Here is a 22,400-nt window from a genome sequence, read left to right as displayed (position 1 = left end):
TTATCTTTCATTTCGGTGAACATGTTCTTGCTCACCGTGGCGACCGGGGACCGGAGATTACTCTCCGCCACGCATCTTCTGGACGATCTCCTCGGCGACTGCCTTGGGGACCTCCGCATAGCTGGAGAAAGTCATCGAGTACACCGCACGGCCCTGGGTCTTCGACCGCAGATCACCGATGTAACCGAACATCTCCGACAACGGGACCACAGCCTTGACGACCTTCACACCGGAAGCATCGTCCATGGACTGGATCTGGCCACGTCGGGAATTGAGGTCGCCGATGACGTCACCCATGTATTCCTCAGGTGTACGCACCTCGACGTCCATGACCGGTTCCAGCAGAACCGGCTTCGCCTTCTGAACGGCCTCCTTGAAGACCATCGAACCGGCGATCTTGAATGCCATCTCCGAAGAGTCGACGTCGTGGTAGGCACCGTCGATCAGTGTCGCTTTGACACCGACCATCGGGTAACCGGCGAGGACACCGAGCTGCATGGCGTCCTGGATACCGGCGTCGACGCTCGGAATGTACTCGCGCGGAATACGTCCGCCCGTGACGGCATTCTCGAACTCGTAGATCGTATCGCCTTCGACCTCGAGAGGCTCGAAGGTGACCTGGACCTTCGCGAACTGTCCCGATCCACCCGTCTGCTTCTTGTGGGTGTAGTCGAACTTCTCGACAGTGCGACGAATGGTCTCACGATAGGCGACCTGCGGCTTGCCGACATTCGCCTCGACCTTGAACTCGCGACGCATACGGTCGACGAGGATGTCGAGGTGAAGCTCGCCCATTCCGCGGATCACGGTCTGGCCGGTCTCCACGTCCAGTTCGACCCGGTATGTCGGGTCTTCCCTGACGAACTTCTGAATGGCTGCCGACAGCTTCTCCTGGTCGCTCTTGGTCTTGGGCTCGATGGCCACAGAGATGACCGGCTCAGGGAAGGTCATCGACTCGAGAGCGATCGGGTTCGCTGGGTCGCACAGCGTGTCACCGGTGGTTGTCTCTTTGAGACCGATGAACGCGTAGATGTGGCCGGCGATGGCCTCTTCGACAGGGTTCTCCTTGTTGGAGTGCATCTGGAAGAGCTTGCCGACGCGTTCCTTCTTGCCGCTCGTCGAGTTGAGAACGGCCTCGCCCGACTTCACCTGTCCGGAGTACACGCGGACGTAGGTCAGCGTGCCGAAGAACGGGTGGGTCGCGACCTTGAACGCAAGGGCCGAGAAGGGCTCGTCCTTGGAAGGCTTGCGAGTCAGCTTCTCGTCCTCGTCACGAGGGTTCTCACCGATCATGGGAGGAACCTCGAGAGGCGAAGGCAGGTAGTCGATGACGGCATTGAGCATGGGCTGGACGCCCTTGTTCTTGTAAGCCGAACCGCACATGACAGGGAAGGCTGTGGAGTTGACGACGAGAGAGCGGATGCCCTCCTTGATCTCGGCAGTCGAGATCTCTTCGCCTTCAAGGTACTTCTCCATGAGTTCATCAGTGGCTTCAGCAACATCTTCGATGAGCTGAGCACGGTACTCTTCGGCCTTGGCCTGGAGATCCTCAGGGATCTCGACCTCGGTCATGTCCTGACCCTTCTTGGACTCATCAGGCCAGATGTAGGCCTTCATCTCAAGAAGATCGACGACGCCGGCGAAGTCAGACTCGGAACCGATGGGCAGCTGAATGACCAGCGGCTTGGCTCCGAGGCGTTCGCGGATGGTGTCGACGGTGAAGTAGAAGTCAGCACCGAGCTTGTCCATCTTGTTGACGAAGCACACGCGCGGCACGTCGTACTTGTCAGCCTGACGCCACACGGTCTCGGACTGCGGCTCAACGCCTTCCTTGCCGTCGAAGACGGCAACGGCGCCATCGAGGACGCGCAGCGAGCGCTCAACCTCGACGGTGAAGTCGACGTGGCCCGGGGTGTCGATGATGTTGATCTGGTTGTCGTGCCAGTAGCAGGTGGTGGCGGCCGACGTGATCGTGATGCCGCGTTCCTGCTCCTGATCCATCCAGTCCATCGTCGAGGCACCGTCGTGGGTCTCGCCGATCTTGTAGTTCACACCGGTGTAGTACAGGATGCGTTCGGTTGTGGTGGTCTTACCGGCATCGATGTGGGCCATGATGCCGATGTTGCGGACCTTGTTCAGGTCGGTGAGCACGTCAAGTGCCACGGTGTCTCTCTCTCACTCGATGATGTGATCGACTCCCGCTGCCTGGCCGGCAGGCGCCTTATGACGCCGACCGGCCAGGGTTCCAGGGAGGAACGATTACCAGCGGTAGTGGGCGAAGGCCTTGTTGGACTCGGCCATCTTGTGGGTGTCTTCGCGACGCTTCACAGCAGCACCGAGGCCGTTGCTTGCATCGAGAATCTCGTTCATGAGGCGTTCGGTCATCGTCTTCTCACGACGCTGGCGGGAGTAAGCCACGAGCCAGCGCAGTGCCAAAGTCGTCGAACGAACCGGACGAACATCGACCGGAACCTGGTAGGTCGCGCCGCCGACACGGCGGGAGCGAACCTCGAGGGACGGACGGATGTTGTCGAGAGCCTTCTTCAGGTTGACAACTGGGTCATTGCCGTTCTTCTCACGGGTACCTTCGAGAGCACCGTAGACGATGCGCTCAGCGGTCGAACGCTTTCCGTCGAGCAGAATCTTGTTGATCAGCTGCGTGACGATCGGCGAACTGAAGACCGGGTCAATGACGATCGGTCGCTTGGGTGCAGGACCTTTACGTGGCATTACTTCTTCTCCCTCTTCGCACCGTACTTGCTGCGTGCCTGCTGGCGGCCCTTGACACCCTGGGTGTCAAGCGAACCGCGAACGATTCGGTAGCGCACACCTGGCAGGTCCTTGACACGACCACCGCGCACGAGCACGATCGAGTGCTCCTGCAGGTTGTGTCCTTCGCCTGGAATGTAGGCAGTCACTTCGATCTGGCTCGAAAGCTTGACACGAGCGACCTTGCGAAGAGCCGAGTTCGGCTTCTTGGGTGTAGTGGTGTACACACGGGTGCACACCCCACGACGCTGCGGGCTGTTCTTCAGCGCAGGAGCGTCGGATCCTGCGGATTTGACATGTCGTCCCTTGCGGACGAGCTGCTGGATTGTCGGCACTAAGCGTTCTCCGTTTGCTTCTCGATAAACCTAATTCCCACATTGGCCATGGCATCAGCCATGCTTGTGAACCGTGGGACATATCCGACTGAACACCGGGTGAAGCTTCACGCCCGATGCCAGTATTCGCGCGACGCAGTGAACCCTGCACTCGGGTGTGTCGCAATGACACACGACCTATGCAGAATGACACGTCGGCGGCCTGCTTCTGACGAATTCTCACAATGGTCCGGATCTCACAAAACATCCGGTATGGTCATTCGCGAACGCAGATAACACAATCAGTCGCATCCTAGAATATCGCGGCCCCGTGCATCTGGTCAAAACCAGCGCCTGTGCGCTTGGCGACATACCCGCCACTCCCCCGTCAGAGTTGCTCATCTGCCGCTCCTCGCCTACCGCTTCCTCAAAACAACTCTTCGACACGCTTCCTTGACTGATTCAAGAAAAGGCGGCAAGCTGAAGCCGTGGCTGAGAAGAAGCATGGACACGAATCGGAGCCGACCGCAGCACTGCGGAACAGTTCCCTTCGTGTGACGAAACAGAGAGTCGCGGTACTCGAAGCTGTGTGTGAACATCAGCATGCAGACACCGATACCGTCATTCGCGCCGTCCGTGAGCAGCTCCCCGAGGTGTCGCATCAGGCCGTCTACGACTCACTGCACACCCTCACCGAGGTTGGGCTCGTGCGGTGCATTCAGCCGTCCGGGTCCGTGGCACGCTACGAACGGCGCATCGGGGACAACCATCATCACCTCGTGTGCCGATCATGCAATCTCATCGTCGATGTCGACTGCACGGTCGGGCAGGCTCCATGCCTGACACCTTCGCACGACGCGGGATTCGTCATCGAACAGGCCGAGGTGACCTTCTGGGGACTGTGCCCCGACTGCAACGCATCGCCGTCGGGATCAGCATCTCCTGCTGGAGCCTCCGGGGCCACCTCGGCGGCCTGAGCCGATCCATCCTTCGACAAAGCCTCACCCCTTTTGTCTTCAAGCGAGCCCGACGGGGCTCGACCGTGAAAGGTACATAATGACCGAAAGCTCCACAGGCGGCTGCCCAGTCGCACACACCACCTCGGCGTCGCCTGCGCCCGAGGCCGAGTCGCTGGCCGCTCCCAGCCAGGGCGACGCGAACTCGCACTGGTGGCCCAACCGCCTCAATCTCAAGATCTTGGCCAAGAACCAGCCTGCACGCGACCCCATGGACGAGGGCTTCGACTACGACGCCGAATTCGCCAGCCTCGACTACTTCGCGCTCAAGGCCGATATCGAAGAGCTCCAGAAGACGAACGCCGACTGGTGGTCTGCCGACTTCGGGCACTACGGCCCATTCATGATCCGCATGGCCTGGCACTCAGCCGGCACCTACCGTGTCCAGGACGGACGCGGCGGTGGCGGCGAGGGACAGCAGCGCTTCGCCCCACTCAACTCCTGGCCAGACAACGTGGGTCTCGACAAGGCTCGTCGCCTGCTCTGGCCGGTCAAAAAGAAGTACGGCAAGAAGATCTCCTGGGCCGACCTGTTCATCCTCGCCGGCAACGTCGGACTGGAGTCGATGGGCTTCAAGACCTTCGGCTATGCAGGCGGCCGTAAGGACGTGTGGGAGCCCGACAACGACGTCTACTGGGGCTCAGAGACCGAATGGCTGGGCACCGACAAGCGCTATGTGGGCAACCGCGAACTGCAGAAGCCCCTGGCCGCAACCACCATGGGTCTCATCTACGTCAACCCGGAAGGCCCGGAAGGCAAGCCCGATCCGCTGGCCGCCGCGCTCGACATCCGCGAAACCTTCGCTCGGATGGCCATGGACGATGAGGAGACCGTCGCCCTCATCGCCGGCGGTCACACGTTCGGCAAGACCCACGGCGCAGCCCCGGAGTCACACAAGGGCGGCGACCCCGAAGCGGCACCGATCGAAGAGCAGGGACTGGGCTGGAAGTCCGACTTCGGCACCGGACAGGGCAACGACACCGTCGGCAGCGGCATCGAGGTCACCTGGACCTATCACCCGACCCGCTGGGACAACGAGTTCTTCCACATCCTCTTCGCCTACGAATGGGAAGTCTTCGAAAACGAAGGCGGACACCTGCAGTGGCGTCCCGTCGACGGCGGCGGCGATGACATGGTGCCGATGGCACAGGGCGACGGCCGTCGTGAGCCCCGCATGCTCACGACCGACCTGTCTCTGCGCTTCGATCCCATCTACGAGAAGATCTCGCGTCGCTTCAAGGACGATCAGAAGGCGTTCGAAGACGCCTTCGCCCGTGCCTGGTTCAAGCTCACCCACCGTGACATGGGCCCGGCCACCCGTTACCTCGGACCCGAGGTTCCGGAAGAAGAGCTGATCTGGCAGGACCCGGTCCCAGAAGGCACCCCGCTTGATGAGGCCGGTCTCGAGGCAGTCAAGGCCGCCATCCGCAACTCAGGCCTGACCGTCTCCCAGCTGGTGTCCACCACCTGGGCCGCAGCCTCCACGCACCGCCGCTCGGACTTCCGAGGCGGAGTCAACGGCGGACGTCTGCGCCTTGAGCCGCAGAAGAGCTGGGACGTCAACGAGCCAGCGAAGCTGGATCAGGTCGTCAGCGTCCTCGAGGGCATCGCAGCCGACAACGGCGCCTCCTTCGCCGATGTTCTGGCAATCGCCGGTGCCGTCGGCATCGAGACCGCAGCGAAGGCAGCCGGTCATGATGTCAGCGTCCCGGTGACCACAGGCCGCGGAGACGCCACCCAGGAGCAGACCGACGTCAACTCGTTCTCCTTCCTGGAGCCGACTCACGACGGATTCCGCAACTACCTGACAGAGGGCCTTCCGCTCTCGGCCGAGCACCTTCTCCTGGACAGGGCCAGCCTCCTCGGCCTGACCCCGTCGGAGCTGACCGTGCTCATCGGCGGACTGCGCGTCCTCGGCGCGAACTACGAAGACTCCGAGCTCGGTGTGTTCACCGATCGCCCGGGCGAGCTGACGAACGACTTCTTCGTCAATCTGCTCGAGCTCGGCAATGTCTGGAAGCCGGTCGGCCCGTCCGAGTCCGCCAACGTCTACGAGTGCTTCTCCCCCGCCGGAGAGAAGCTGTGGACCGGCAGCCGCATCGACCTCCTGTTCGGTGCCAACTCAGAGCTGCGTGCCATCGCCGAGGTGTACGCCTCCGATGACGCCAAGGACAAGTTCGTCAACGACTTCGTCAAGGCCTGGAGCAAGCTCGTCGAGGCAGACCGTTTCGATCTGCACCGCTGACGGAGGCCTCCTCCGCAGAGTGTTCTGAGCGCTCATGACTGTGCCCCCACCGCAATTGGTGGGGGCACAGTTGTTTCCGGACCTGAACAGGACTCCGTCCCGGCAGATGGAATCAGGGTTCTCGGATGAGGACCGCCACTTCCTGCGACACCGAGTTCAGCCAGGACAGAGCAACGTTCTCTTCGCTGCTGTCGTCCACCGCCGAGGTGTCATCGGCCGTCTGGTCATCCGAACTTTGGGACGACTGTCTGTCCGAACCTTGATTGTTCGAGTCTTGGCCATCCGAGTCCTGGCCGTTCGAGTCTTGGCCGTTCGAGTCTTGGCTGTTCGAACCCTGTCCGTCTCCGGCTTGGCCGCCCGGCGCCATTCCTCCGCCTGGTCCTGCACCACCTTGTTGGCCGCCACCCTGTTGGCCGCCTCCCGGCTGGCCGCCGGGACCACCCGTACCCTGGCTTGTGCCGCTGTCATTCGACATCAGCACTGTCGAAGCTCCTACCGCTCCTCCGGCGAGTCCACCGACGATGAACAGGGCCGCACCTGCAAGGATGGCGGGGATCAGCGGAACGCGCCGCTTCTTCTTCCGATCGTTCGAATCCATGGTGCCGGCAGTGCTGTTCGAAATCATCGTGCCGCTCGTGCCGTTCGAAATCATCGGACCCGTTGTGCTGTTCTGGCCGGCAGGGCTGGGCTGGGCGGCAGAGTCGGCAGGGTTCTGATTCTGGTTCTCAGTCATGAAATCTCCTTGGTTGTCAGTGATTCCACTTTCGTGTGCCGTGCTGTCGCCAATCTCAGTCGAGGCTGTGTCCAGCCTGTGCAGTTGAGCGCGGGTGCGACCAGAGACCTTCAGGCAGCTCGGAAGCGGAGTTCGAACACGGTGCCGCCCTCCGAGGTCGTCATCGACACCTCGCCGTGCATAAGTTCGATGAGTCCGGCTGCGATGGAAAGTCCCAGGCCGGATGAGCCTCCGCGCACTCCCTCAGTTCTGGTTCGTGCCGCGTCACCGCGGACGAACCTGTCGAAGACTGTGTCGCGAATGTCTTCGGGGATGCCCGGCCCGTCATCGCTGAGGCGAACGGCCACCATCTGCTGAGCCCCAGCCTCCTCAATGTGTTCGGCCTCAACGTGGACTCGCGTGCCCGTTGGCGTGTGCACGCACGCATTGGTGAGTATGACTGCGACCGCCTGGCGCACCTGATCGGCGGCGCCGCGGATCTCCAAGGCATCCGGGGGCAGATCCAGGTGGATCTCATGGTCCGGGCTGAGCACGTGCGCATCTTCGACGAGTTCCAAAAGCAGTGCAGACACATCCACGGTGTCTTCCTTGGTCGGCTGTCGGCCGGCTTCCAATCTGGCGAGGAGGAGCAGGTCATCGACGAGCGAGGACATCCTCATCGCCCCCGAGTCGATCCTGCCCAGCGATGTCTGCACCTGGACAGGAAGCTCGTCCCGATACGGCCGGGTGAGGTCTGCCCATCCTCTGATCGTGGCGATCGGGGTCCGCAGCTCGTGTGAGGCGTCAGCGACGAATCTTCTCATCTGCTCTGTCCCGCGATATCGTTCGTCAAGAGCGGAGCCGACGTGGTCGAGCATCCGATTCACCGACGCGCCGACGTCACCGACCTCGGTGCCGGGCACCGCGAGTTCTGAGGGCACTCGCAGCGCCAGTTCGGGCTCCCCCTCCCCCAGCTCGAGGTCGGTCACTTCTCTGGCTGTGCGTGCAACATCTCTGAGATCGCGCAGCTGCCTGTGGATGATGACGGCCATGAGCAGTGCCGTGGCGAGCACGCCGATGAGCACCGCGAGTGCCGTCGTGTAAGCCGTTCTTTCAAGCGCCGAATCGACGCTGTTCTGCGGCACCCCGTAGACAGTCGTCGTTCCTTCGTCGTCAAAGGCCGCGACACGATAGGTGCCGAAGCCGGGAACGTCGACAGAACGATGCCCCGTGGATGCGCCGCCCTCCCCCGGACCAGCCGCTTCACCGCTGCGATCCCCGTCCGGCTCCTCACCACCGGTGGCTGCGTCGACGTTGAGGAGAGCATCCACCGCATCCGTGGGAAGCGTCTGCGGCTGCTCGCGCCCCGCCTCGGCAATCAGGCCTTCGGCAGAGTCATCGGTGCCGACGACCACGAGAGCACCGTCGCCGACTCCCGGTTGGAAGAGGTAGCGCAATGCCTGGTCAACAGAGGTGGAGGAATCAGTCTCATCCGAGGCTGGAGGGTTCCCCGGTTTCTGTCCGGGCCCGGGATCGACTCGGGCATGATGGGTCATCCCGGCCAACTGACTGTCGAGATCAGACATCAGGGAGGTCCGCACGCTCCACCATGAGGCGGCCCCGGTCCCGGCTCCCACCAGGATCAGGACGAGGCTGGCGAGGACGATCAGCCGTGTCTGCAACCGCCACCGGCGCACAGGAGGAATGGCCTTCACTGATCGGCCCGAAGGATGTAGCCCGCTCCGCGCTTGGTGTGGAAGAGGTTCGGCAGATCCTCGAACGGTGCGTCGATCTTCTTCCGCAGATACGACACGTACAACTCCACGATGTTGCCGTTGCCGCCGAAGTCGTAGTCCCACACGCGGTCGAGGATCTGCGCCTTCGACAGCACGGCCCGTGGGTTGCGCATGAACAGCAGCAGCACCTCGAACTCCCGTGCCGTGAGATCGATCGGGTGACCGGCTCTGCTCACCTCGTGTGAGCGGGCATCGAGCTCCAGGTCGCCCACCCGCAGCAGATCTTCATCACCGCTGGGGATGACCGGTGCGCTGCGCCGGAGCCTGGCTTCGACCCGGGCGATGACCTCGTCGAGGTTGAATGGCTTCGTCACGTAGTCATCCCCGCCCAGGCGCAGCCCGGTGAGCCGGTCATCGACCTCGTCGCGAGCGGAGAGGAACACCACGGGAGTGTCGATGCCCTCGCCGCGCACCTTCTCGATGACGGCGAATCCGTCGAGATCGGGCAGCATGACGTCAAGGACGATCGCATCGAAATGCTCATTCCTGGCCCGCGCCACCGCATCCCTGCCGGTGCCCACGCTCGCCGCCTCCCAGCCTTTGACCTGGCAGGCCATGACCAGGAGCTCGGCCAGGTTGGCTTCGTCATCGACGATGAGCACACGTGCCGGTACTGTGTCGGCGCCTGTGAGAGTCGCGTTCATGATTCGATTATCCCCCTCATCCGGCGCTCAGATCGTAGAGCGAAACGGAATCGACGGTCGTTGCCTCGAAATTCGCCTCAACCCATGCGGAGATCTCCGCCGAGGTGGATGACCCGCCTCCGCCTCCGCCGGGTCCTCCGCCCTGGCCATCCGATCCGGAGCCGATGTACCAATGGATCTGCCCCTCGGCGACAAGCTGCTTGAATTCTGCGAGAGTTGGGGAGGGATCGGTGCCGTTGAATCCTCCGATGGCCATCACGGGTTCCTCCACAGCCAGCTGGTAGCCCGCGGCCTGGTTGGCGCCGGTCGCCGCCGCCGCCCACGTGAAGTCGGACGCGTCCTCGCCGAGGAGCTCGGTGAGTTCGGCTGAGGGGGTGGCTCCGCTGAGCAGACCGCCCATCCCGCCGCCTCCGGCGCCACCGTCCTCGCCGTCACCGCCACCGTCGTCGCCTGCGGGGCCGCCCCCACCTGCAGGGCCTCCGCCTCCGCCACCCGGGCCGCCCATGCCCGAGTTCGTTCCGGCGATCGTGACGATCGACCCTTCGGTCGAGGCTGCGATCGTGCGCACGCTCAGCTGTGCCGGGATCACCAGGCTGGCGATGACAGCCATCGATGCCACTGCCGACATCAGAGCGCGGTTGCACCTGAGGCCGTCTTGGCCCGCTCGGAACCTGAGGCCGGTGCCGATCAGGAACAGTGCGCCCAGGGTGGAGACCACGAGTACGCTCCAGCGCAGCCAGCCGGGGGTTCCGCTCATCGAGGCCGTGAGGATGAACTGCCACGCCCCTGTCAGTGCCCAGGCCAGGGCCAGCAGGAGCATGGCGCCGTAACTTGCCGTTGTGAGAAGCAGCGCGACTCCGAGGGCGAGGATCACAGCGATCGCCGGCACCAGAGCCACCGTGTAGTACTCGTGGACGATGCCGTTCATATTGCTGAGCACCAGCCATGTCACCACCAGCCATGCGCCCCACATCATCACGGCAGCTTCCAGACTGCCCGATGTCCGCGCAACCGGCAGGTGTGTGCTGCGGCGACGGCGACGGCGGGCCACCTCGGCGCGGATGAGAAGAACGACGATCACGGCGAGCAGGAGCAGAGCAGTCGGCAGGAGCCAGGCGATCTGGGCACCGAAGCTGCCGGTGAGCAGTCGGGCAATACCGGTCTCTCCCCAACCGCCACCGCCCTGGCCGCCTCCACCACCTCCGACGGAACCGGCCTCGTTGCCCGTCAGTCTTCCGAAGCCGTTGTAGCCGAACGTCAATTCGAGGAAGGAATTGTTCTGTGATCCACCCACATAGGGTCGATCGGCTGCGGGAGTGAGCTCTACGAGGGCGATCCACCAGCCGGCGCTGATGACCATTGATGCGATCGGAACCAGCAGCAGAAGGCACCGGTGCAGCCATGAACGGCGGGCGAAGAGCACCCAGGCCACGGCCAGTCCCGGCACGATGAGCAGCACTTGGAACTGTTTGGTGAGGAAGCCGAAGCCGAGGCAGATGCCGGCGAGGCCAAGCCACAGAATGGCGGCACGCGTCGCAGTCCTTCGTGTGCTGCCCACGGCTTTCAGCGCATGCTGCGTCGCCACGACAGCGGCCGCCATGAGGGTGACCAGCAGAGCGTCCGGGTTGTTGAACCGAAACATCAGCGCCACGATCGGTGAGAGCGCGAGCACGAGGCCTGCGCCCAGCGCGGCGAGCCGCTCGAGTGTGGCACTGGTGTGTCCGTGCAGGGCCAACCTCGTCGAATGGGCCACCAGCAGCACACTCGCTCCGGCCAGCAGCACCTGCGGTAGGAGCATCGAGAACGAGGAGAACCCGAAGACGCGCGCACTCAGCGCCATCACCCACAGGGATGCCGGAGGCTTGTCGACGGTGATGGCATTCGCGGAGTCCAGGGAGCCGAAGAGGAAGGCCTCCCAGTTCTGGGATCCTGCCTGCACGGCTGCCGCATAGAAGGAATTCGCCCAACCGTTGGCGCTGAGATTGGTGAGGAACCCTGCAATCGTGACCAAGGTCAGCAGGGTCAGGGCCGCCGGGTACCAGAACCGGCGCAGCTGCCGGCCCACGGTGTTCGCAGAACGGTTCTCATCCATGGTGTGCACTCCTCGAGTTATGGTGTGCGCCGATGGCGAACACCCAGGTCCGCAGCAGCACGAAGCGCACGATCGTGGCCAGCAGGTTCGCCGACGTCAGCACCGCCAAAGTCCCGATCGATGCCAAGGGACCGGTGAAGTTCGCGGCAACGGCCAGCCCCGCCGAGGTGAACCCGAGACACAGCGCGAACGACGCCAAACCCTTGATCTGGGCGGCGAGACCATGGTGAGGCGAGCGGACTCCGAAGGTATGTCGCCGGTTGAGGCCGGTATTGGCCACAGTTGAGATGAGAAGCGCGCCGAGGTTGGCCACAGTGGGTGAGAACATCTGCACGCCGAAGAGGAAGAGGACCGCATACAACAGGGTGCTGACGATGCCGACATCGATGAAGTGCAGGATCTGGGCACCGGTGTTCGGAGCGGGAACGTCGTCGATGCCCAGCGTTTGTCCCCCGGAACGGAGGATCGTTCTCCGCAGTCGGTGGATGCCCTTCACATCGGCCCATGCGGTGGCGAGGACGTCGACTGAGGAATCGGGGTCATCGACCCAGTCTGTGCCGAATTCGTGGATGCGCAGCCCGGCCCATTCGGCTCGGGTGAGCAGTTCGGTGTCGAAGAACCATGCCGTGTCTTCAACCAGCGGCAGCAGCTTCTTCGCGGCCTCCGCGGACATCGCTTTGAACCCACACTGAGCGTCGCTGTAGCCGACTCCCAGGCTGAGTCTCAGGAGGCGGTTATAGCAGCGTGAGATGACCTCTCGCTTCACCCCGCGGCTGATGTCGAGGCCCGGCAGCAGCCGACTGGCGATGGCGACATCGGCGATACCGGACCGGATGACCTCGACCATCGGATCCAGCGCGCGGATGTCGGTGGCCAGATCCACATCGGTGTATGCCACGACGTCGGCGTCAGAGGCCGACCACACCTTCGACAGGGCGCGGCCGCGGCCCTTCTGCTCCAGGCGCACATACCGCACGTCGGGATGCTTCTCAGCGAGCGCCTCGGCGATGGTGGGGGTGGCGTCGGTGCTGGCATTGTCAGCGATGATGATCGTGACGTGGCTGTCCCCTTCGCTCGTGGCCCTCAGAAGCGTTGCGACGGATGTCGCCAGGCTGGCCTCCTCGTTGTAGACGGGAACGACGAGATCGACGTTCGTGGACGTTGGGGCGTCGTGAGTCGCGGTGAACGGGTGGGCGTGGGGACCTGCCTGGTCCCAAGGGATGCTGTGCTGTCTCATGAGGACAACAGTTCCGCTCGGTCTTAGGCCCAGCATTGGTCGAAGCTGTGGCCAGCCTGTGGGAGTCGGAGAGTCCCTATCGCTGTCGCATAGCCTTTATCGCTCCTGCCGAAGTGTGGTCCCCGCTACACTGGGCGTCATGGCCAAAGAAGATCCCCCGCACTCGCCCGCGCCCCGCATTCGAGCTTCTGACAAGGACCGCGACGCCGTTCTCGGAGTCATCACCGACGCTGTCAGCAACGGTCGGCTCGACCCGGAGGAGACCGCCGAACGTCAGGATGAGGCGATTTCTGCGAAGTACCTAGACGAGCTGCTGCCGCTCATCGTCGATCTGCCCGAAGGACACGAGCTCTACCGCACCCTACAGCGCCAGACCGGTGGTGGAACGACAGCGGGGACATCACTGGCCCGCAGCGCCGGACCCGCCTCACTGGCTCCTATGGCCGAACCGGGCTCAGCGAAGCCGATGAACTCGGTGGCCATCATGTCGGGGCGCGAACTCGATGTGCCCGCCGGCACGGCCGAGGTGACGACCTACTCGCTCATGGGCGGCGACAACATCGACCTGTGCGACGTGATGGGACCGGGAGTCACAGTGTCACTGACCTCGTATTCGATGATGGCCGGCCACGACATCTACGTTCCCCCGGGTGTGCGTGTCCGCGACGACACGATCAACATCATGGCCGGCAATGAGATCCGCGGCTCCGCCAAAGGAGACGGTTCGAACGGGACCCTCGTCCTCAAGGGCGTGTCCTTCATGGCTGGTCATGACGTGCATTTGGCCAAAGGTTACCGAGCAAAGGATCAGGGGCAATTGGAATGAAGATAGGTGTACTGACCTCCGGCGGTGACTGCCCCGGACTCAACGCGGTCATCCGCGGAATCGTCCGCAAGGGCATTCGCTCCCACGAGGATACGTTCGTCGGAATCCGCGACGGGTGGCGCGGCCTGCTCGAAGACGATGTGTTCGACATGTCGATGCTCGACGTTCGTGGACTCTCCGGCCGCGGCGGCACCATCCTCGGCACTTCGCGCACCCACCCCTATGAGGGCGGCGGGCCGGAGCGGATGCGTGAAGTGATGAGCGCCCACGGCATCGACGCGATCGTTGCGATCGGCGGCGAGGGAACTCTGGCCGGTGCCGCCCGACTCGTGCACGAAGAGGGTCTGAACATCATCGGCGTCCCGAAGACCATCGACAACGATCTCAGCGGCACCGACTACACCTTCGGCTTCGACTCGGCCCATGCCATCGCGACCGAGTCCATCGACCGGCTCCGCACAACGGCGGAGTCCCACCACCGGTGCATGGTCATCGAGGTCATGGGCCGCAACGTCGGGTGGATCGCACTGCATGCGGGAATGGCCGGTGGCGCCCACGCGATCCTCATGCCCGAGTTTCCCGTCTCCTTCGACCAGATCGAAGAGTGGGTGACCTCGGCCAGGGACCGTGGTCGTGCCCCGATTGTCGTCGTGGCCGAAGGCTTCATTCCCGAGGGTCTCGACGAACAGGTCGCCGACCGCGGTGTCGACAACAAGGGCCGGACCCGCCTCGGCGGTATTGCGGACTTCCTGGCGCCAAAGATCGAGGAGATCACGGGAATCGAATCCCGTGCCACCATCCTCGGACACCTGCAGCGAGGCGGCTCCCCCACGGCCTATGACCGGGTCCTGTCCACGCGCCTGGGGATGGCTGCGGCAGATCTCGCGCACAACGGCGACTGGGGCAAGATGGCCAGTCTCAAGGGCACCGACATCGTCTCGGTCGACATGGCCTCGGCCGTCGATCGCCTCAAATCAGTTCCGCTCCAGCGCTGGGAAGAGGCTCAGGTCCTCTTCGGCTAGCGGACGCAGGCTCCGTGTGAATAAGCGAAGAGGGGCACCCACCAGTTGGTGGGTGCCCCTCTTGCTGTGCCTGTCGGCTCAGTCCGGAGACTCAGCGACAGGAACGCGACTCAGATGAGGCGCTTCAGCTGAAGGCGCCGTAGTCGTAGTCTTCCAGCGGGATGGCGGATCCGGAATCGGAGCCGATGCCTGCGTAGAAGTCGCCGTAGCTGTTCGTGAACATCTCGGCCTTCGCCTCTTCGGTCGGCTCCACCACGATGTCGCGGTGAGTCTGCAGGCCGGTGCCGGCAGGGATGAGCTTACCGAGGATGACGTTCTCCTTGAGACCCAGCAGCGTGTCCGACTTGCCTTCCATTGCGGCCTCGGTGAGGACGCGTGTCGTCTCCTGGAAGGACGCGGCGGACAGCCACGAATCGGTGGCCAAGGAGGCCTTCGTGATGCCCATGAGCTCGTCACGAGCCGATGCCGGCTGGCCGCCTTCGGCGACCACACGGCGGTTCTCGGCCTGGTAACGGCCACGGTCGACCAGCTCGCCGGGCAGCAGGTTCGTGTCGCCCGACTCGATCACGGTCACGCGACGCAGCATCTGCCGCACGATGACCTCGATGTGCTTGTCGTGGATGCCCACGCCCTGCGAGCGGTACACCTTCTGCACCTGCTCGACGAGGAAGCGCTCGGCCTCACGGCGACCGCGGATGCGCAGCACCTGCTTCGGATCGACAGCGCCGATGACCAGCTGCTCGCCGGCCTTGACGTTCTGTCCGTCCTCGACGAGGAGGCGGGCACGCTTGGAGACTGCGTGCTCGATCTCTTCGCCACCGTCATCGGGGGTGATGACGACGAAGCGAGTCTTGCGGCTGTCGTCGATCTTGGCACGTCCGGTCGCCTCGGCGATGGGAGCGAAGCCCTTCGGTGTGCGAGCTTCGAAGAGCTCGGTCACACGCGGCAGACCCTGGGTGATGTCACCCGTGGACGCCGCCGCACCACCCGTGTGGAAGGTACGCATGGTGAGCTGGGTTCCCGGCTCACCGATCGACTGGGCAGCGACGGTGCCGATTGCTTCGCCGATGTCGACGAGCTTTCCGGTGGCCATCGAACGACCGTAGTGCATGGCCGAGATCTGAGTGTCGGAATCGGCGGTGAGCACGGAGTGAACCTTGAGCTCTTCGATCCCGGCAGCGACCAGCGTATCGATCGTCTCTGCGGTCACGTCGGTCTTCGCTGGCACGATGACATTGCCATCGGCGTCGGAGACGTCTGAGACCGTGAGGCGGCCGTAGAGGCTCGTCTCTGCATACTCGTGCGGCACGAGGTTGCCCTCGTGGTCGCGCTCGACTGCAGGCAGCGTGATGCCCTTGTTGGTATCGGCTTCAGCGGTGCGGATGATGACGTCCTGCGACACGTCGACGAGTCGACGGGTCAGGTAACCGGAGTCAGCGGTACGCAGAGCGGTATCGGCCAGACCCTTACGAGCACCGTGCGAGGCGATGAAGTACTCGAGGACCGACAGTCCCTCACGGTAGTTCGAGACGATCGGGCGAGGGATGATCTCACCCTTCGGGTTCGTCACCAGTCCACGCATACCGGCCAGCTGACGGACCTGCATCCAGTTACCGGATGCACCGGACTCCACCAGACGCAGAACCGAGTTCTCCTCCGGGAAGTTCGTCCGCATGACCTGGTCGACCTTCTCGGTCGTCTCGGTCCACAGCTTGACCAGTTCGTTGCGGCGTTCGTCGTCGGTGAGTGCACCGAGTTCGTACTGCTGCTGAACCTTCGTGTCGAACGCTTCGGCGTCGTCGATGATCTCGGTCTTGGCCTCGGGTGAGACCACATCGGACATCGAGATCGTGATTCCCGAACGAGTCGCCCAGTAGAAGCCGCCGGCCTTGAAGTTGTCCAGGGTCTGCGCGACCTCGACCTTGGGGTATTCCTCAGCCAGGTAGTTGATGATGCGGCTGAGTGCCTTCTTGTCGATCGTGGAGTTCATGAACGAGTAGTCGGCAGGCAGGTAATCGTTGAACTGTGCGCGGCCCAGTGTGGTCTGCACGTCCAGCGGATCGCCGGCTTCCCAACCTTCGGGAACCTCAAGATCGTCGCCGGGGACGACATTCTCAAGACGGATCGTGATGACCGAACCGAGGTCCAGTTCGCCACGATCGAAGGCCATGATGGCTTCGCCGAGACCGGTGAAGGAGCGTCCCTCGCCGGCCAGGCCCTTGCGCTCGGAGGTCAGGTGGTACAGACCGATGATCATGTCCTGCGAGGGCATGGTCACGGGCTTGCCGTCCGAAGGCTTGAGGATGTTGTTGGCCGAGAGCATCAGCACGCGTGCCTCTGCCTGAGCTTCGGGGCTCAGCGGCAGGTGGACTGCCATCTGGTCACCGTCGAAGTCAGCGTTGAAGGCCGAGCAGACGAGGGGGTGCAGCTGGATGGCCTTACCCTCGATGAGCTGCGGTTCGAACGCCTGGATGCCCAGACGGTGCAGGGTCGGTGCACGGTTGAGCAGCACCGGGTGTTCGGTGATGACCTCTTCGAGGACGTCCCACACCTGAGGGTGCTGACGCTCGACCATGCGCTTGGCCGACTTGATGTTCTGTGCATGGTTGAGATCGACCAGGCGCTTCATCACGAAGGGCTTGAACAACTCCAGAGCCATGGTCTTGGGCAGACCACACTGGTGCAGGTGCAGCTGCGGACCGACCACGATGACCGAACGGCCCGAGTAGTCCACACGCTTGCCCAGGAGGTTCTGACGGAAACGTCCCTGCTTGCCCTTGAGCATGTCCGACAGCGACTTCAGCGGGCGGTTGCCCGGTCCGGTCACCGGACGGCCGCGACGGCCGTTGTCGAACAGTGAGTCGACGGCTTCCTGCAGCATCCGCTTCTCGTTGTTGACGATGATCTCGGGAGCACCGAGGTCCAACAGACGCTTGAGACGGTTGTTGCGGTTGATCACGCGACGGTAGAGGTCGTTGAGGTCAGACGTGGCGAAACGTCCACCGTCGAGCTGCACCATCGGGCGCAGTTCCGGCGGCACCACGGGAACAACGTCGAGGACCATGCCCTCGGGGTTGTTATCAGTGGTCAGGAACGCGTTGACGACCTTGAGACGCTTCAGGGCGCGGGTCTTGCGCTGGCCCTTGCCGGTGGCGATGAGTTCGCGCAGCTTCTCGGATTCGGCTTCGAGGTCGAAGTCGAGCAGACGCTTCTGGATCGCCTCGGCGCCCATGGCACCCGTGAAGTAGAGACCGAAACGGTGGAACATTTCGCGGTACAGGCTCTCATCGCCTTCGAGGTCGTTGACCTTGAGGCTCTTGAACCGGTCCCACACCTGCTCAAGGCGGTCGACCTCACGGTCGGCGTTCTTGCGCAGCTTCTCCATTTCCTTCTCGGCGACATCGCGCAGCTTCTTCTTGGCCGGAGCGGAGCCGCCGTCGGCCTCGAGAGCTGCGAGATCCTCTTCGAGCTTCTTGGCACGACGATCGATGTCAGCGTCACGGCGAGTGCCGATCTGCTGCTTTTCGACGTCGATCTTGTTCTGCAGGCTGGGCAGATCGCGGTGGCGAGAATCCTCGTCCACCGAGGTGATCATGTAGGCAGCGAAGTAGATGACCTTCTCGAGGTCCTTCGGTGCCAGGTCCAGCAGGTAGCCCAAGCGCGAGGGGACGCCCTTGAAGTACCAGATGTGAGTGACCGGTGCGGCCAGCTCGATGTGTCCCATGCGCTCACGGCGAACCTTGGCGCGGGTGACCTCGACGCCGCAGCGCTCACAGATGATGCCCTTGAAGCGGACACGCTTGTATTTGCCGCAGGCGCACTCCCAGTCGCGGGTCGGACCGAAGATCTTCTCGCAGAAGAGTCCGTCCTTTTCGGGCTTGAGTGTGCGGTAGTTGATGGTCTCAGGCTTTTTCACCTCACCGTGTGACCAGCCGCGGATGGATTCCGCAGTGGCAAGACCGATACGTAGCTCATCAAAGAAATTGACGTCAGGCACGTAAATCCTCTTTCCTGGCGATGAACATCCCGTTCATCGCGAAGTTGTGTCGGTTGAAGTGGAAGTCCTCAGACTTCTTCTACGGTCTGGGCTTCGCGGCGTGACAGGTCGATGCCGAGCTCTTCAGCTGCTCGGTAGACCTCGTCCTCGCCGTCACGCATCTCAACCTCGGCTCCGTCCGACGACAGAACTTCGACGTTGAGGCACAGGGACTGCATCTCCTTGATGAGGACCTTGAACGACTCCGGGATTCCCGGGTCAGGCAGGTTCTCGCCCTTGACGATGGCTTCGTAGACCTTCACACGGCCTGGGATGTCATCGGACTTGATCGTCAGCAGTTCCTGCAGCGTGTAAGCCGCACCGTAGGCCTCGAGGGCCCACACTTCCATCTCACCGAAGCGCTGGCCGCCGAACTGTGCCTTACCGCCCAGCGGCTGCTGGGTGATCATCGAGTACGGACCGGTCGAACGCGCGTGGATCTTGTCGTCGACGAGGTGGTGGAGCTTGAGCATGTACATGTAGCCGACAGCGATCGGGTACGGGAATGGTTCACCGGAGCGACCGTCGAACAGCTGGGCCTTGCCCGAAGAGTCGATGAGGCGGTCCCCATCGCGGTTCGGGGTCGTTGAGTCCAGCAGTCCACGCAGTTCCTGCTCGTGAGCACCGTCGAAGACCGGGGTGGCCAGGTTCGTGCCGGCCTCGGCTTCGCGAGCGGCTTCCGGCAGCTCTGCAGCCCACTCGGGGTTGCCCTCGATCTTCCAACCCTGCTTCGAGATCCATCCGAGATGGACTTCGAATACCTGGCCGATGTTCATACGACGTGGAACACCGTGCGGGTTGAGGATGATGTCGACGGGGGTTCCGTCGGCCAGGAACGGCATGTCCTCAACAGGCAGGATGGTCGAGATGACACCCTTGTTGCCGTGACGACCGGCCATCTTGTCACCGATGGTGATCTTACGGCGCTGGGCGACGTAGACGCGGACCATCTGGTTGACGCCCGGCGAGAGCTCGTCGTCTTCCTCGCGGTCGAAGACGCGGACACCGATGACGGTGCCGATCTCGCCGTGAGGAACACGCAGAGAGGTGTCGCGGACTTCGCGGGACTTCTCACCGAAGATCGCGCGCAGCAGGCGCTCTTCCGGAGTCAGCTCGGTCTCACCCTTCGGGGTGACCTTGCCGACGAGGATGTCGCCGTCGGTGACCTCGGCGCCGATGCGGATGATTCCGCGATCGTCGAGGTCTGCCAGGGCGTCGGGCGAGATGTTCGGGATGTCGCGGGTGATCTCTTCGGCACCGAGCTTGGTGTCGCGAGCATCGACCTCGTGCTCCTCGATGTGGATCGAGGACAGGACGTCGTCCTGGACGAGACGCTGGGAGAGGATGATCGCATCCTCGAAGTTGTAGCCTTCCCAGGACATGAATGCCACGAGGAGGTTCTTGCCCAGTGCCATCTCACCGTTCTGAGTCGACGGTCCGTCAGCCAGGACGGTGCCTGCCTCGACGCGATCGCCTTCGTCGACGATGATGCGCTGGTTGTACGAGGTTCCGTGGTTGGAACGCTTGAACTTCGCGGCGCGGTAAGTCTGCATCGTGCCGTCGTCAGCCAGCACGGTGACGAAGTCAGCCGACACCTCGGTGATGACACCTGGGCGATCGGCGGTGATGACGTCACCGGCGTCGACAGCGGCACGGTATTCCATGCCGGTTCCGACGACTGGTGATTCCGACATCACCAGCGGCACAGCCTGACGCTGCATGTTCGCACCCATGAGGGCGCGGTTCGCATCGTCGTGCTCGAGGAACGGAATCAGCGCAGATGCGACCGACACCATCTGACGTGCGGAGACGTCCATGAAGTCAATCGTGTCGTACTGCACCAGCTCGGCTTCGCCGCCGCCGCCCTTAGGACGTGCGAGAACCTCGACCTCGGCGAAACGCTGCTCTTCGGTCAGCGGCGCGTTGGCCTGTGCGATGTTGAACTCAAGCTCATCATCGGCAGTCAGGTACTCGGTGTCATCCGTGACGACACCGTCGACGACCTTGCGGTACGGCGTTTCGATGAAGCCGAACGGGTTGATGCGGGCGTAGGAGGCCAGCGAACCGATCAGACCGATGTTCGGGCCTTCAGGGGTCTCGATGGGGCACATACGTCCGTAGTGCGAGGGGTGGACGTCACGGACTTCCATGGCGGCACGGTCACGCGAGAGACCGCCAGGTCCCAGAGCCGAGAGGCGACGCTTGTGGGTCAGACCCGCGAGCGGGTTGTTCTGGTCCATGAACTGCGAGAGCTGCGAGGTGCCGAAGAACTCCTTGATCGCAGCCACCACAGGGCGGATGTTGATCAGGGTCTGAGGCGTGATCGCTTCGACGTCCTGGGTCGTCATGCGCTCACGAACGACGCGCTCCATGCGAGAGAGTCCGGTGCGGACCTGGTTCTCGATGAGCTCGCCGACCGCGCGGATGCGACGGTTGCCGAAGTGGTCGATGTCATCGAGCTTGACGCTGAGTTCGATGTCCTCGCCGTCACGCACACCCTTGGAGGTGTCCACGCCTGCGTGCAGAGACACCAGGTAGCGGATGGTGGCGACAACGTCGTCGGTCGAGAGGACCGAGTCGCTCAGCGGCGCATCGACACCCAGCTTGCGGTTGACCTTGTAGCGGCCGACCTTGGCCAGGTCATAGCGCTTGGGGTTGAAGTACAGGTTGTTGAGCAGATTGCGTGCCGCTTCAGCGGTCGCGGGCTCTGCCGGGCGCAGCTTCTTGTAGATGTCGAGCAGCGCTTCGTCCTGCGTGTTGACCGTGTCCTTGGCCATGGTCTCGCGGATCGATTCGAACTCGCCGAACTCCTCGAGGATCTTCGCTTCGGACCAGCCGAGGGCCTTGAGCAGAACGGTCACCGACTGCTTGCGCTTGCGGTCGAGGCGAACGCCGACCTGGTCGCGCTTGTCGACCTCGAACTCCAGCCAAGCACCACGGGAAGGGATGATCTTCGCGGTGAAGATGTCCTTGTCAGTGGTCTTGTCGACGCTGGACTCGAAGTAGGCACCGGGCGAACGCACGAGCTGCGAGACGACGACACGCTCGGTGCCGTTGACGATGAACGTGCCCTTGTCGGTCATGAGGGGGAAGTCACCCATGAAGACGGTCTGGCTCTTGATCTCGCCGGTGTTGTTGTTCATGAATTCGGCGGTCACATACAGTGGCGCCGAGTAGGTCATGTCGCGTTCTTTGCACTCATCGATGGAGTACTTAGCGGCTTCGAACCTGTGCTCCCGGAACGACAGTGACATCGATCCACCGAAGTCCTCGATCGGTGAGATCTCTTCGAAGATGTCTTCGAGTCCCGAGGTGGTTGCTACGGAATCGTCTCCGATTTCAATGGCTTCGGCGACGCGGTCCTGCCACGCTTCCGAGCCGATGAGCCAATCGAAGCTGTCTGTCTGCAGACCGAGCAGATCGGGAACCTCGAGCGGTTCGCGAATCTTCGCGAAGGAGATTCTCTTGGGGGCGTTAGCGGTCCTGGTGTTATCGTTGGCGGCGGCCAATGGGATCCTTCCGAGTGCTTCACCAATTGATAGGTTGACCCTCCACCCGAAGTCACGCAGACGACCGCTGGTGTGTCAGATTTCGACACCGGGCGACAACGTGGTTCACTTGAGTGGAAATGAGGTGCCCCCCGCTATATGAAGGCACGCCACAGGCAGATCAACGCAAATATCAAGCTTAT

Annotated in this window: 14 protein-coding genes; 4 read left to right on the top strand and 10 right to left on the bottom strand. The window is 62.9% G+C overall.

Annotation, left to right across the window (positions count from 1 at the left end):
- Positions 1 to 57 precede the first annotated feature (57 nt).
- The 3 genes from fusA to rpsL all read right to left on the bottom strand — a co-directional run bounded on the left by fusA (position 58) and on the right by rpsL (position 3,104).
- The gene (fusA, locus tag PGC08_RS06265) at positions 58 to 2,163 is read right to left on the bottom strand and encodes an elongation factor G (RefSeq protein WP_271709780.1); all 2,106 of its coding nucleotides are present in this window, start codon (positions 2,161 to 2,163) and stop codon (positions 58 to 60) included.
- 96 nt (positions 2,164 to 2,259) lie between these two features.
- On the bottom strand, positions 2,260 to 2,730 hold the full coding sequence (gene rpsG / locus PGC08_RS06260) for a 30S ribosomal protein S7 (RefSeq protein WP_009883572.1): 471 nt from the start codon (positions 2,728 to 2,730) through the stop codon (positions 2,260 to 2,262).
- Positions 2,730 to 3,104, bottom strand: a complete 375-nt coding sequence (gene rpsL, locus PGC08_RS06255; RefSeq protein WP_069599774.1) for a 30S ribosomal protein S12 — start codon at positions 3,102 to 3,104, stop codon at positions 2,730 to 2,732. The genes rpsG and rpsL overlap by 1 nt, the downstream gene beginning before the upstream one ends.
- A gap of 467 nt (positions 3,105 to 3,571) precedes the next feature.
- Here rpsL and PGC08_RS06250 point away from each other — a divergent pair, with 467 nt between their 5' ends.
- Both PGC08_RS06250 and katG read left to right on the top strand, forming a co-directional pair.
- Positions 3,572 to 4,060, top strand: a complete 489-nt coding sequence (locus PGC08_RS06250) for a Fur family transcriptional regulator (RefSeq protein WP_009883574.1) — start codon at positions 3,572 to 3,574, stop codon at positions 4,058 to 4,060.
- A 79-nt stretch (positions 4,061 to 4,139) separates the two neighbouring features.
- Positions 4,140 to 6,344 carry a catalase/peroxidase HPI gene (katG, locus tag PGC08_RS06245; protein ID WP_271709779.1) on the top strand — a complete coding sequence of 735 codons (2,205 nt, stop codon included), beginning with the start codon at positions 4,140 to 4,142 and terminating at the stop codon, positions 6,342 to 6,344.
- A gap of 112 nt (positions 6,345 to 6,456) precedes the next feature.
- Here katG and PGC08_RS06240 read toward each other — a convergent pair whose 3' ends face one another.
- From PGC08_RS06240 to PGC08_RS06220, 5 genes are all read right to left on the bottom strand, one after another.
- Positions 6,457 to 7,077: a hypothetical protein gene (locus PGC08_RS06240; protein WP_271709778.1), complete on the bottom strand. Its 621-nt coding sequence runs from the start codon at positions 7,075 to 7,077 to the stop codon at positions 6,457 to 6,459.
- A gap of 110 nt (positions 7,078 to 7,187) precedes the next feature.
- Positions 7,188 to 8,738: a sensor histidine kinase gene (locus tag PGC08_RS06235; protein ID WP_271709777.1), complete on the bottom strand. Its 1,551-nt coding sequence runs from the start codon at positions 8,736 to 8,738 to the stop codon at positions 7,188 to 7,190.
- Between the two features lie 29 nt (positions 8,739 to 8,767).
- Positions 8,768 to 9,496 (bottom strand): response regulator transcription factor, encoded by a 729-nt coding sequence (locus tag PGC08_RS06230; RefSeq protein ID WP_271709776.1) that lies wholly within the window; start codon positions 9,494 to 9,496, stop codon positions 8,768 to 8,770.
- A 16-nt stretch (positions 9,497 to 9,512) separates the two neighbouring features.
- A complete protein-coding gene (locus tag PGC08_RS06225; protein WP_271709775.1) occupies positions 9,513 to 11,588 on the bottom strand; it encodes an ArnT family glycosyltransferase in 2,076 nt (691 codons plus the stop codon).
- On the bottom strand, positions 11,581 to 12,825 hold the full coding sequence (locus tag PGC08_RS06220) for a glycosyltransferase (protein WP_193084561.1): 1,245 nt from the start codon (positions 12,823 to 12,825) through the stop codon (positions 11,581 to 11,583). Before PGC08_RS06220 ends, PGC08_RS06225 begins: the two co-directional genes overlap by 8 nt.
- 139 nt (positions 12,826 to 12,964) lie before the next feature.
- On the opposite strand from PGC08_RS06220, the gene PGC08_RS06215 reads away from it, so the two are divergent.
- Entirely contained in the window at positions 12,965 to 13,651 is a 687-nt protein-coding gene (locus PGC08_RS06215) for a DUF1707 SHOCT-like domain-containing protein (protein WP_009883581.1), read from the top strand.
- On the top strand, positions 13,648 to 14,673 hold the full coding sequence (locus PGC08_RS06210; protein ID WP_009883582.1) for a 6-phosphofructokinase: 1,026 nt from the start codon (positions 13,648 to 13,650) through the stop codon (positions 14,671 to 14,673). The genes PGC08_RS06215 and PGC08_RS06210 overlap by 4 nt, the downstream gene beginning before the upstream one ends.
- Positions 14,674 to 14,797: 124 nt before the next feature.
- Here PGC08_RS06210 and PGC08_RS06205 read toward each other — a convergent pair whose 3' ends face one another.
- Positions 14,798 to 18,670 carry a DNA-directed RNA polymerase subunit beta' gene (locus PGC08_RS06205; protein ID WP_271709774.1) on the bottom strand — a complete coding sequence of 1,291 codons (3,873 nt, stop codon included), beginning with the start codon at positions 18,668 to 18,670 and terminating at the stop codon, positions 14,798 to 14,800.
- A gap of 68 nt (positions 18,671 to 18,738) precedes the next feature.
- Positions 18,739 to 22,218: a DNA-directed RNA polymerase subunit beta gene (rpoB, locus tag PGC08_RS06200; RefSeq protein WP_009883584.1), complete on the bottom strand. Its 3,480-nt coding sequence runs from the start codon at positions 22,216 to 22,218 to the stop codon at positions 18,739 to 18,741.
- Between the last annotated feature and the right edge of the window lie 182 nt (positions 22,219 to 22,400).

Origin of the sequence: Brevibacterium sp. BDJS002 (genome assembly GCF_028201555.1) — a bacterium.
Lineage (GTDB): Bacteria > Actinomycetota > Actinomycetes > Actinomycetales > Brevibacteriaceae > Brevibacterium > Brevibacterium aurantiacum.
The sequence above is the reverse complement of the archived record's forward strand: the minus strand, read 5'-3'. Positions and strand labels throughout refer to the sequence as shown.